Consider the following 12,875-nt stretch of genomic DNA (forward strand, 5'->3'; position numbering starts at 1 on the left):
TGTCTTCTTTGAGGGCTTACATCTGTAGCGGTGGCAAGGTGACGTCAGAACAGATAAAGAAAAAAGACCAAAAAGGTGAGAATGCGGACAAAAGACACAAATTCACCTTGAACCTGGAGGAGATCTTAGGTCCCGTTATAAGTGAGCTTGGATGCATAACGGTACTGAAAACGGGAAAGGTAACGCCCTTATACACGACCTTAAGGGGCATATGTCATGGCGGGTTTGATTTTTACCTAACCTAAAAGACGTTGCCCTTTAGGACACATGGGGAGTGGTTCCTAAAAATCCTACAAAAACTTGACGCGGTCGTTGGTGCCAAAGCACTTGACGAGAATCGCATGATCATGATAAACTTTGTATTGGTTGCGTCATGTGTTTATTATAATAAATCGTTAGGAGGATTACGTAATGTTACGTGATCATGAATACACATTAGATAAAGAATTGAGACTTGATAAGAACGAAAATCCCTTTGAACTTCCTCCATCTCCCAGGGAAGAGATGCGACAGATAATCTCTAAAATCGACCTAAATCGCTACCCCGATCCCCTTGCAAATAAATTACGAAGCAAATTAAGCATGAAGCTAAATTTCCCTCAGGAAAGAATCGTCATTGGCAATGGAGGCGACGAAATACTTTCCATGTTGTTTATGGCCTATGTTAAGCCTGGTGATAAAGTACTTACTTTATATCCTTGTTTTTCAGAGTACAAACGGCTTTGTAAAATATTTGGAGCCGAGCAACATGTAGTTCCCATTAATTTTAACGACAAACATATCACCCTGGATGTGGAGCAAATTTTAGATGCGATAGCAAGAATATCTCCAAAACTAATACTGCTCGATAACCCACACAACCCGACAGGGACGTTCATAGATCCCGCGCTTCTGATAAACATCGCAAAAATGTCACCCTGCCCCTTCGTGTTGGATGAGGCATACGTCGAATTCGCCTCCAGATCTTCTCTTGACGTTTTGAAGAAAAATTTTCCCTCCAATTTATGCATCTTAAGGACACTATCTAAGGCATGGGGGCTGGCGGGATTAAGGGTTGGTTACTCACTTTGTTCCGATGAAATTGCCAAGACATTGAATGAAATAAAAAGCCCTTTTAACGTTAACGTCATTTCACAGGAGATTGCCTGCATAATGCTAGATTACGACGAGTGGATGAAAAGCAGAGTTTACAGCATAAGATTTTTGCGCGACAAATTCATAGAAGAAGTTAATGAAATAGACACCTTCTATGCATATCCCAGTCAGAGCAACTTCGTTCTTATACGGTCAGAGCTCGACAGGGACTATATAAAGGCTTTCCTGCGGGATAAAGGAATAATGATAAATCTCCTGGACTTAGACATCGACGGCTTTACTTGGATGCGCGTTTCGATTGGAAAAGAGGAGGAATTGAATTATGTAATTCAAGCATTTCGTTCCATTGTACGACAACCAAATGCTGAATTTGTTATAGCTTAGATAATTCCCCCCTTGACAAATGCACGTTTAAAACTGTAGTATTTAATTCAGCAATGATAAGTCACACAGTAAAGTGTGAATCATCATGATATACGATAAAAAGGGGGGATAAAAGATGGCAGACAAATGGAAAGATCGGTTAACCGATCAACTCTGCAAAGCATTTTTGGCCTTGAAAAACGTCGATGAAATTTACAATTTCCTAGAGGATGCAGCAACGATTGGAGAAATCAGAGCCCTCGCCCAAAGGCTTGAAGTAGCTCGTTTGCTCGAAGAGGGATACACCTATCCTCAAATAGCACAACAGACAGGGGCGAGCACGGCTACCATAAGCCGTGTGAAGAAATTTCTGGAATATGGTGCCGATGGATACAAGTTGGTACTGGAGAGGCTCAAAAACTTCGAGGGTGATACGAGACCAGAATAGTTTGAAACTATATGATCTTGTGCGATAACAAAGAAAGGGGACATCGAAACGATGTCCCCTTTCTTTGTTATCGCGTCTTCCACCGAGAAGCGCTACTTACATCCTAAGGAACTTCATCAACATATTTTCATGGACTTCCATGGCTCCTGTAGGACACATCTCGTGACAACACAGACACTTAACACACATTGCTCTGTTTATGCGAGGAAGGGGGTCCATTCTGATAGCTTTCCGAGGACAGACATCGGCACAAATCCCGCACTTTACGCATTTCTCTTCCCGGAGGCGGGGAGATAATGCAACCCATCTATGCGTCCAACCTCTAAGCCATGTGGGCAAAAGCCTCAGAGATGAACTGCTTTTAATGAACCCCTTTGCTTCAATCTCATCAGGTTCCACACCTATAATTTCTATTTCATCGAAGGAAGATGGTCCAATTCCCCTTTTTGCCGCGATGTTCAGCAATGGTATGTTTAAGGGATTCTTATACCCCATAACCTTTGCCGCCACGAAGTCCAAGGCAAGGGCGTTTTTCGATGCCATAATAAGACCAACAAATCTGGGATGTCCGTGGGTAGGGCCGTTTCCCTCCATAGCATATATGGCATCTAATACGTTCAATTCCGGTGGCCTTGCTAAATATAGATCCACTATAGCGTTGCACAATTGATTTATAGATAGAGAAAAGTGAGCTCTTTTCCTGGTGCTGGTATCAGCTATCCCAAAACAATTCTTCACACATGCAGTGATCTCCGTTTCTGCATGTGTTTTCAGTTTGGCAATATTGATCACGAAAGGCGCCTCAAAATAGCGTTTCGAAACGGTAAGCTCTTTTAGTACCACGTTTTCATCTCGTCTGAGAACGACAAATCCGCCATCGGACAATATAGTAGCAGTAGCGTTATCATCGATTTCAACGGCACTTGTCATCCCTGTCAGCCTTAAAAGCTCCTCTTTCCTGTCGGCATAAAGATGCCCTGGCGAGTCTGCAACTGCAATTTCCCCCAAATGCCCTTTTTTTCTGGCCACTTTAATAAGAGCCTGAACGATGGAAGGATGAGTCGTTACGGCTAACGTAGGTTTTTTGGGAGCGAGGAGGTTTACCTTTAAAAGCAGTTTTTCGAACAAAAATCGGGAGGGGATCCATTCCTCAATAGCATCCAATGTGAAATTTAAAGCCTCATACACCTCATCGAGTTCATAGGACGAAGCTCGTCGAAGAGCTACTTTATATTTTTTCGTCACCTTTTTTCTCCTCCATGACAAAAAGGCATAAATTTCGAGCATTTAACGGACATATCGTGCACTTGGGTCTTCTTGAGACGCAGATATTTCTTCCGTGAGATATGATGTCCAAATGGGCCGACCAGTATAAATCCGAAGGTATAACCGATCCCATTATCTTTTGCGTCTCTTCAGGTGTGCTTTTAGGGCTTACCCAACCTATTCTTTTACAAAGTCGGTTGACATGTGTATCCACAGGAAAAGCCGGTATCCCGAGATCGAAGAGAAGGACACATGCAACGGTCTTAGGACCCACGCCCGGAAGAGAGCTTAAAAAATCTATTATTTCTTCTTTTTTCATGCCCTTCAAAGGCTTTAAAGAACAACTTCCAAATCGCTCGGCTATAAGGCCGAGCACGCTTTTTATCCTCGACGCTTTTATATTAGATAAACCTGCCGGTTTGATTACCTCAGCAAGCTCGGTTTCTGCTGTCACTAACACATCCTCCCATCGAGGATAGCGTGACCTTAAAAGCTCGTATGCACGATCTCTATTCTTGTCGTTCGTATTCTGGGACAATATGGTCAATATCAAACCGTCCAGGGGCTCGTCACTCGTCGTTTTAGCGGGCCGCAAGTGAGACCAAAGGCCCGCTAAAACATCGATCACGTTAAGAACCCATTCTCTTAAAGACAGCTCTGTAAGATTGCGCTCTATTAACATTCGATCAGTACCGCCAGAACTATTTACGGCTCCTTGTAATTTCGTCATTCTTAATTGTTCTCGTTGTTTTCTTCCCTTTCTGTCTTTTGAAGGGCTTTTTTAAGCTTTGCAGCTTCTTCCATGAAAAATCTAAGTCTTTCTTTGGCCTTGCCGTGAACAGTTTCGTCGGGATATTTGCCCGATTCATCCGGAACGCCCGCAGGAACACCTGTCAAAATTTCCAAACCCTCATCAACGGTATCGATTGCCCATATGTGGAATTTTCCCTCTTCTACGGCTTCTATCACTTCGTGATCCAACATCAGGTGTATCAAATTTTGTTTAGGAATCATAACACCCTGTTCGCCCGTCAATCCCCGTAACTTGCAATACCTGAAAAATCCTTCGATCTTTTCGTTAACTCCTCCAATAGGCTGAATATTGCCAAATTGATCTACCGAACCCGTCACTGCAATGCCTTGTTTCAAGGGATAGCCCGAAAGGGACGACAGAAGACAATATAGCTCCGTAGAGGAGGCGCTATCCCCTTCGATTTCTTCGTAGGTCTGCTCAAAGGCAATCCTGGCAGTTAGAGTGAGCGGCATATCTTGGGCATATTTCTTGCCCAAATAACTGGAGAGAATTAACAGACCCTTATTGTGAATTGGGCCCGTCAATTTTACCTCTCTTTCGATATTGACGATGCCCTCCTGCCCCATATAAACGTTAGAGGTTATTCTAACGGGATGACCGAAGGAATGTTCTCTCATATCTATCACGGTAAGACCGTTGATTTGCCCTACTCTCTCGCCATCGACTTCAACGCGAAGGATTCCATCCTCAAAGGCCTTGAACATACGGTCCTCTATTAAGCTGACGCGATAGCGCATTTCTTTGATAGCTTTCCTGACATCCGAAGCCTCTACTAACTCTTTACCTTCGGCCCTAGCCCAAGCGGTCGCTTCAACTAAAACTTCCGTTATTTTATTCATCTGGGTGGTCATACGTTGCTTGTGATCCGCCAAACGAGATGCATATTCTATGACTTCGCCCACTGCTTCTCTGTCATAGGGAAGCAAGTTTTCCTGCTGCGTATATTCTGCTACAAATACGGCCATATCATATTCGGTATTCTCGTTTCTCGGCATATCTACGTCGAAATCAGCTTTTATCTTAAAGAGCTCCGAAAACTCTTTATCGTACAAGCTCAATAAATAATAAATCAAACGAGTGCCTACTATTACTACCTTTATGTTCAGTGGGATAGGTTCCGGCCTTAGAGAGGATACGGGCAAAAAGCCTAATTGTTCTCCCAAGTTTTCGATCGTAAGCTTCTCATCTTTGAGGGCACGTTTCAAAGCATCATATGACAAATATTGCCTTAACAGCTCTTCGGCCTCCAGAACCAGATATCCGCCGTTAGCCCTATGAATTGCACCTGCAACTATCTTTCTGAAATCAGTATAAAGATAACCCTGTCTGCTCTCATATTCCACCTTGCCCATCAGGTTGTAGTAGGTCGGATTGGACTCTCTAATTACAGGAGCGCCCTCTTCGGGATCATTGCTGACAAAAACATTAACCATGTATTTACCGAAATCAACTTCAATGTTTTCATCCCTGGCCGCCGCAACGAAAATGTTGAAGTTTTTTATAACGTCCTCTTCCATCGAGGCGATCCATTCCAAAAGTTTCTGGGATTTTCCGTATTTTTCCCTTAATTCGCTGAGAAAAGGACTTATAGCGCTTCGCGAAATATTTCTCTCTAATTCCTTAATCCTGTCCTTAAGGTTTTTTTCTAAGTCCCTTATCTTTCTTAGGGTCTCAAGGGTGTGCTGGGAAATCTTCTCAGATATTTCCTGAAGCCTTTTCTGTTCCTCCTCGGGAAGTGCTTCAAATTCCTCCTGTTGCATTTCCCTTTGAACTACCTTTCCATCCTCTTCGACTTTAACTAAGGGGATATTCACGAAACCCTGAGGCGTACGTTTTATAAGGAATCCGTTTTGTTGCGCTATATTTCGCAAACGATCCATTAATTCATTGACCTGTTCTTGAAATTCTTTTACCAATTGCGCCTTTGCATCCTCGTATTGGCTATCTTCAAAGGCTTTGCTCAAGGTTGACTTAAGCTCCTCTATCATTTCGGTCATGGCCTGAGCAAACCGCTTGCCCTGCCCTGCCGGCATATTGATGGCAATTGGGGAGCTTGGGTTTTCAAAATTATGCATGTAAAGCCAGTCATCCGGCGCAGGTAACTTTTTTGCTTTGGCTTCTATCTGTCGCATAGCGTAGGTCATTCGTCCGCTGCCCGGGTTGCCAACTACAAAAATATTAAACCCCTTTTTATCGAGCGATAGTCCAAAAGAAACCGCCTTTGCAGCACGCTCCTGCCCTATCAACCTTTTATCGCTAACCAATTCAGCAGTGGTTGAAAACGAAAATTTCTCCATGGAAACCCTGGAGCGCAACGATTCTTTCGGTACTCTTTTTTCTTCTAAAATTGACGACATTTATCTATACCTCCTTTGCTTCACTACAGCCGGCTATAATACCTCCACCAACTACAACGTCTCCATCATAAAGGACGAGCGACTGCCCTGGCGCTACTCCCCAAAAAGGACTCTCCAAAGCCTTAACTGTAAACCCTTCTTCCCCACTATCCGTCAATACAACCGGTTTTGGCCTAGCCTTGTATCTGTGCTGAGCCCTATATACTTTTCCAATTTCGAGCCCTTCCAGCCAATGAGGAGAGTAACATTTTACAAATCGTCTTTGCAAATCCTCTTTTCTTCCAACTATTAGGGTGTTTTCTGAAGCGTTAATTTCCGATACATACCATGGACCGTTTGGCAAACCAAGACCCTCTCGCTGTCCGACGGTATAATATCCGACCCCCTTATGGCTGCCTAAAAACTCCCCTTGCAAAGATAAAATTGGCCCCTCTTTAATATCGATTCTCGAAGATAAAAAACCCCTTAAAGTTTCGTCACGCCTCAAAAAACATAAATCTGCGCTTTCTTCGACATCATCGAAGATATTCCCAAAAATCTCTCTGGCTTTCTTTTTCACTTCGGCCTTCGTCAGATCACCCAGTGGAAAGATTACACTGGTCAACCAATTTTTAGGGAGGCGGTAGAGCATGTAGCTTTGCTCTTTTTTGGGATCTCTCCCTCGGACGAGATGGTAACTCAAGTCATTTTTATAAATTCTAGCATAATGTCCCGTAGCTATGAAATCGGCATTATAGCAGTTGAGCAGATCGAATAATGTTTTAAATTTAATATTTGGATTGCAAAATACACAAGGATTAGGAGTTTTCCCATTGGAATAAGATGTGATTAAGGGCGCTATTACTTCACTTTTAAATTTCTCTCTTATATCAATTGCATAAAAGGGGACTTTTAACAATTCGCAAACCCTCCGCGCCCTATCGACATCTTCTTCGTGACCATCGGACATCACCAAAAAACAGCCGATTACTTCATGTCCTTGTTTCGTCAGCAAAGATAAAGCAAAGGAGCTATCTATTCCACCGCTTATGGCAGTAATTATCCTCAATTTCCATGTCACACACCTTTTATCAATTTATAAAATTGTAATACAAATGTAGGAATCAAAGCACCTATTAATACTATACCCCATTCACCTGCAGACAAAGGGACTATCCTCAATACTCTTTGAAATATAGGAATATAGGTTATGGCGACTTGAAGTAACATAGACGCCAGCACACCTAAAAAGAGATAAGGGTTTTTCAGCAGATCCGCAGGGTTTCTCAGGATACTTGATTCTCTAACGCTGAAGACGAAGAACAATTGAGTTAAAACTAAACTGTGAAAGCTGATCTCAGTAGCCTTCAAGCTAGAAAAGCCCAAATATTTTAGGGAATACAATGTAATGCCGAGAACGCCAAGAAACATTACAATCCCGAAAAAGCCTATCTTAATTTGGTGCGCCCTCGTGAGGATATCCTCGTCCTTTCTTTTAGGAAGCCTTTTCATCGTGTCTACCTCGGGCGGATCCAAGGACAAAGCCAATGCCGGAATTACGTCTGTCACAAGATTTATCCATAATATCTGCAAAGGCAACAGTAAAGCGGGAAGCTTTAACAATATCCCGCCGAAGACGACAAGCACTTCGCTTAAATTGCAGCAAAGCAGGTAAATAACGGCTTTCCTTATATTGTCGAAAATTCTTCGACCCTCGGCTACCGCATTAACGATGGTAGCGAACCGATCGTCCTCAAGAATGATATCGGCGGCCTCTTTGCTTACTTCAGTGCCTTGAATGCCCATAGCTATGCCAACATCGGCTTGTTTTAAGGCTACTGCGTCGTTCACTCCGTCGCCAGTCATCGCTACTACTTCGCCTGCTTTTTGAAGACCCTTTACGATCTTAGATTTATGTTCCGGAAATACTCTAGCTATCACTGCTACCTCTCTCGCTCTCCTTGCGATCTCTTCTTCGTCCATCTCAGATATTTGTCTGCCATCAAGTGCTTCCAGGCCATGATCGTCCATAATGCCCACTTCTTTTGCTATGGCAACAGCTGTGGTAACGTGATCTCCAGTAACCATGATTACATGGATGCCTGCATCTCTGCAGGAGGCGACGGCTTCTTTGACCTCTTCTCTGGGCGGATCCATTATCCCCACCACGCCCAAAAAGGCCAATTCATCAAGTGAACGTCCGAAAGCAAAGGCAAGGGTCCGCATCCCCATCTTGGCCAGCCTCTCCACATCATCCATCCATTTGTCCTTAAGTGTGGAAGAAAGGGGCTTCAACGCATCATTTTCGTATATAAAACTACAATCCTGGAGCAAGCGTTCGGGAGCCCCCTTGACTGCAATACCATCATCGTGGTATGTCGCCATCCTCATGATGGAAGAATCAAAAGGATCTTCCTTTAGTCGTGGATATTCTCGCCTTATTTCGTTGGGATCAAACCCACTATCATAAGCCCATTTGAGCAAAGCCACTTCCATGGGGTCGCCAATTTGATTTTCGTGATTTATTGAAGCATTGTTACATAATACGGCCACTCTAAATAGAAGTTCTCTCGCTTTATCGCTTGCGATGAGCGATTCTCGAACCGTCATCTTGTTAAGAGTGATCGTTCCGGTTTTATCTGTACATATAACTGAAGTGCTTCCCAAGGTCTCTACGGAAGCAAGATTTCGAACGAGGGCGTTAAGCTTAGCCATACGATGGACGCCCAGGGCAAGAGTCATCGTCGCTACGAAGGGAAGACCCTCGGGAATAGCAGCAACCGCAAGGGCAATACCTGTCTGAAACATAGCCAATAGCTCATTACCCTCGAGCACTCCTATGGCTACTATAAGAACTACGATAGCAAGTACGAGTTTAATGAGAAATTTGGTGAATTTGGCAAGGCGAGCTTCCAGGGGTATCTCTCTCTTTTCGACTTTTTGCAGCATAGTACTTATACGTCCAAGTTCTGTGTGAAGACCGGTAGCGCATACCAACATTTTGCCATTACCTCTTACCACGGCCGTTCCAGTATAAAGACAATTAATCCTATCCGGAAGCAATGTATCTTCGGGCAAAGTGTCGGTAGTTTTATCAACAGGTACGGATTCTCCCGTTAAAGTAGATTCGTCGACGGCCAATGAGAAAGCTTCTATTAATCTTCCATCGGCGGGGACGACATCACCGGCTTCCAGCAAGACTACATCACCTGGGACCAGCTCTTGTGAAGGTAGTAACCGTATCTCCCCGTCTCGAATAACCTTAACCTGCCTTACAACCATCGATTTTAAAGCCTGAAGGGCCTGCTCGGCTCGGTATTCAGTCAAAAAACCTATTACAGCATTGATCAATATGACAGCAACTATAGCCCCTGCATCCAGCCTTTCTCCCATAATGATACTGATACAGGCAGCTAAAGCTAAGACGTAAACCATCGGACTTTTGAACTGCCTCAAAAGAAACTTCCACCAGGGAACCTTCTCCTCCTCAGCCAATTCGTTGGGTCCAAAAAATTGAAGCCGTCTGGCGGCTTCATCTTGTGACAAGCCTCTTGTATCCGACGAGTTAAGTTCTGCGAAAAGTTCCTCCTCCGAAAGGCAGTGAAAGTTTTTCAACTGACTGGCGCTATTCAACAAAGGTCCTCCCTCTTTATTAATATTCTACGCCCTTTCTGGCCAATACATTTTTTTGATAGGGATGTTTTATCTCCACCATCTCAGTAACTAAATCGGCTACTTCTATTATTTCCTTTGGAGCATATCTACCCGTCAAGACCACTTCAATTGAGGCAAGTTTCGCGCTGATTAAGTTTAGCACATCCGAAACCTTCAGCAAATCAAAATGGACTGCAACATTTATCTCGTCCAACACTACCAAATCGTATTTTGGATCGGTCAGACATCTCTCAGCTATCTCTAATCCCCGCCTGGCTTCTCTTAAATCGACTTCGGTATGTTCGCCTTTTTTAAAACATCTATCGCTACCGGTTCGAAAGAGCTCCACACCCGGAAGATAGCTCAATCCCTTAATTTCTCCATAAAATGGCCATCCCTTCATAAACTGAACCATGGCCACCTTTCCTTCATGACCCACGCAACGCACTATTAAACCCATGGCTGAAGTGGTCTTTCCCTTACCGTTTCCCGTATAAACATGAATTAAACCCTTTTCAAACAAAGACAAGAATATCGCCTCCATTGAAACAAATTTATGATAGGATTACAATGCCTTTTGCAAGGAGGTATGTCAATAGAGATGAAAAAAATCTTTCTCGTTAAAGGTGTCGTGCAGGGCGTTGGTTTCAGACCCTTTTGCTCAAAATTAGCCAAGGAGCTAAAGTTAGGAGGAAGCGTTCAAAATAACTCTTCGGGCGTCTTGATAGAACTGCACGGCGACAGAAAAAGCATAGAATTATTCGCAGAAAAGCTCCTGTATGAGGCTCCGCCTCTTGCGATGATTCAGTCAGTAGAGTCGATATACGAGGATGAAGCCTCGACAGATTCCGAGGATTTCATAATAAGAGAAAGCGAAAAACAGGATATTCAAAAGGTCCTTATACCTCCGGATATAGCCACTTGCGAAGATTGCCTAAAGGAAATGAGAGATCCTAATGACAAAAGATATAGATATCCCTTTATAAATTGCACGAATTGCGGTCCCAGGTACACAATAATAAAAGAGCTTCCCTACGACAGAACAAAAACTACTATGGCATGCTTTCCAATGTGCGACGAATGCCGTAAAGAGTACTCCGATGTCTCGAACAGGCGTTATCACGCACAACCAAATGCATGCCCCAATTGTGGACCAACTCTGTGGCTTTGCGATGCCAAAGGAGAAAAATTTGCTATAAACGACGATGCCGTTTTATTAGCGAGCAAATACCTGAGGGAAGGCAAGATATTGGCAATAAAAGGAATAGGCGGATATCATTTGGCCTGCGATCCTAGAAACGACAGAGCTGTTAAAGAACTTAGAATTCGCAAAAAAAGGCCTGACAAACCCTTTGCTTTAATGGCAAGAGATCTCAAAGCTGCAAAAAGTATAGTGCTGATAAACGAAAAAGCGATGAAATTACTGTTTTCTCCTCGAAGGCCAATTGTCGTATGTCCAAAAGGCAAAGACGACAATCTATCCAGATATGTAGCCCCAAATATAGATACCTATGGAATAATGTTGCCCTACACCCCAATTCATCATTTGCTCTTGGAGGAACAGGACCTTCTCATAATGACGAGTGCCAACATCTCCGACGAACCCTTAGTTGCAGGAAATAGAGAGGCTTTGAAAAAGCTAGGTTCGATAGCCGATTATTTTCTGATGCACAACAGGGATATTTACATGAAAATCGACGATTCTGTAATCGCCATGGCTGGAATGACCCCGATTTTTACCAGGAGAGCACGCGGATATGTTCCCCAGCCTTATATTTCAAAAAAAGCGCTTCCACCTATATTTGGTGCCGGCGGCGAAATGAAATCGACCTTCTCTGTAACACATGATCATTACATATTCACAAGCCAATATCTCGGAGATTTAAAGGACATATCAAGCATTGCTTTATATGAACATGTAATGGACATGTTCTTGTCTCTATACGAAATATCTCCTTCATATTTAGTATACGATAAACACCCACTATACTTATCGACTCGAATAGCAAGCAATAAGCTGTCAAGCCTAAAATGTAAACTGTCCGTGCAGCATCATCATGCCCACCTGGCAGCCTGTCTTTGGGACAACGATTTCTCGGGAGAGGCAATAGGATTGATGCTTGACGGCACAGGCTTTGGTGATGACGAAAGTATATGGGGTGGCGAGATTTTGATCGGCAGTGCAAAATCTTTCTCCAGGGCAGGACATCTTTTGCAGGCTCCCCTTCCCGGAGGCGACAAGGCAGTTTTAGAGCCCTGGCGTTTTGCCCTTTCTTTGTTGCTACAAACTTTCGAAAAAATGGAAGCCCTCCAAATTGCTCTCCAGCTTTGGCCAAAGGAACAGGACAAAATAAAGCTCATTGCTCAAAACGCTGATAAATATGTCAAAACTTCTTCGACAGGGAGGCTCTTCGACGCTGCAGCCTCTATATTGGGCCTACGAAATAAAGTATCTTATGATGCTCAGGCCGCGATCGAGCTCGAGGCTATAGCAAAGGGAAAGGAATGCGCCCCCTTCGAAACTATAGAAAAAGGAGATGTATTGCTTATTGACTGGCGTCCCGCAATTCGCTGGTTGATAGAAGGCATGAATAAAAAAAATAAAGCCCAGCTTGCAGCCGGGTTTCACGACGGACTCTCCAAGGTTTTAGTAAATGTCAGCACAAAACTTGCTGCGCAATCGGGAATACGACATATAGCACTATCGGGAGGAGTCTGGCAAAATAGGAGGCTTTTAAACGTAACTTGTGCTCTGCTAAAAGATGCAGGGTTAATACCCTTAACCCACAAAAGGACTTCGCCTAACGACGAATGCATATCGCTTGGCCAGGTCGCCGTTGGGATTGCTCATTGGCAGTAAAAAACAAAGGGCGACGGTTGTCGCCCTTTGTTTTTTGCC

Annotated in this window: 9 protein-coding genes and 1 pseudogene; 4 read left to right on the plus strand and 6 right to left on the minus strand. The window is 43.6% G+C overall.

Translation table 11 applies throughout. From position 1 onward, the window contains the following. From BLU12_RS07555 to BLU12_RS07565, 3 genes and pseudogenes are all read left to right on the plus strand, one after another. Positions 1-245 (plus strand): annotated as a pseudogene (locus BLU12_RS07555) (ISLre2 family transposase); the annotation flags it as partial. Positions 246-411: 166 nt separating this feature from the next. Further along, complete coding sequence (locus BLU12_RS07560) at positions 412-1,479, plus strand: pyridoxal phosphate-dependent aminotransferase (protein ID WP_009201119.1); 1,068 nt, start codon at positions 412-414, stop codon at positions 1,477-1,479. A gap of 115 nt (positions 1,480-1,594) precedes the next feature. Next, positions 1,595-1,906, plus strand: a complete 312-nt coding sequence (locus BLU12_RS07565) for a YerC/YecD family TrpR-related protein (protein ID WP_009201120.1) — start codon at positions 1,595-1,597, stop codon at positions 1,904-1,906. Positions 1,907-2,002: 96 nt separating this feature from the next. On the opposite strand, the gene BLU12_RS07570 is transcribed toward BLU12_RS07565, so the two are convergent. From BLU12_RS07570 to cobO, 6 genes are read right to left on the minus strand one after another with little or no spacing between them, the layout of a single operon-like run. Beyond that, complete coding sequence (locus BLU12_RS07570) at positions 2,003-3,151, minus strand: DUF362 domain-containing protein (protein ID WP_091461789.1); 1,149 nt, start codon at positions 3,149-3,151, stop codon at positions 2,003-2,005. Beyond that, a complete protein-coding gene (locus BLU12_RS07575) occupies positions 3,135-3,902 on the minus strand; it encodes an endonuclease III domain-containing protein (protein ID WP_091461791.1) in 768 nt (255 codons plus the stop codon). The genes BLU12_RS07570 and BLU12_RS07575 overlap by 17 nt, the downstream gene beginning before the upstream one ends. Before the next feature lie 2 nt (positions 3,903-3,904). Continuing rightward, positions 3,905-6,343 (minus strand): Lon protease family protein, encoded by a 2,439-nt coding sequence (locus tag BLU12_RS07580; protein WP_268753514.1) that lies wholly within the window; start codon positions 6,341-6,343, stop codon positions 3,905-3,907. Between the two features lie 4 nt (positions 6,344-6,347). Then, positions 6,348-7,391 (minus strand): tRNA 2-thiouridine(34) synthase MnmA, encoded by a 1,044-nt coding sequence (gene mnmA / locus BLU12_RS07585; RefSeq protein WP_234945551.1) that lies wholly within the window; start codon positions 7,389-7,391, stop codon positions 6,348-6,350. A gap of 8 nt (positions 7,392-7,399) precedes the next feature. Then, positions 7,400-9,955, minus strand: coding sequence for a calcium-translocating P-type ATPase, PMCA-type (locus BLU12_RS07590; RefSeq protein ID WP_091461794.1), 2,556 nt, complete (start codon positions 9,953-9,955; stop codon positions 7,400-7,402). A 19-nt stretch (positions 9,956-9,974) separates the two neighbouring features. Further along, entirely contained in the window at positions 9,975-10,505 is a 531-nt protein-coding gene (gene cobO / locus BLU12_RS07595) for a cob(I)yrinic acid a,c-diamide adenosyltransferase (RefSeq protein ID WP_234945552.1), read from the minus strand. Positions 10,506-10,577: 72 nt separating this feature from the next. On the opposite strand from cobO, the gene hypF reads away from it, so the two are divergent. Further along, a complete protein-coding gene (gene hypF, locus BLU12_RS07600) occupies positions 10,578-12,836 on the plus strand; it encodes a carbamoyltransferase HypF (RefSeq protein ID WP_234945553.1) in 2,259 nt (752 codons plus the stop codon). Positions 12,837-12,875 lie beyond the last annotated feature (39 nt).

Source organism: Acetomicrobium thermoterrenum DSM 13490, from assembly GCF_900107215.1.
Taxonomy (GTDB): Bacteria; Synergistota; Synergistia; order Synergistales; family Acetomicrobiaceae; genus Acetomicrobium; species Acetomicrobium thermoterrenum.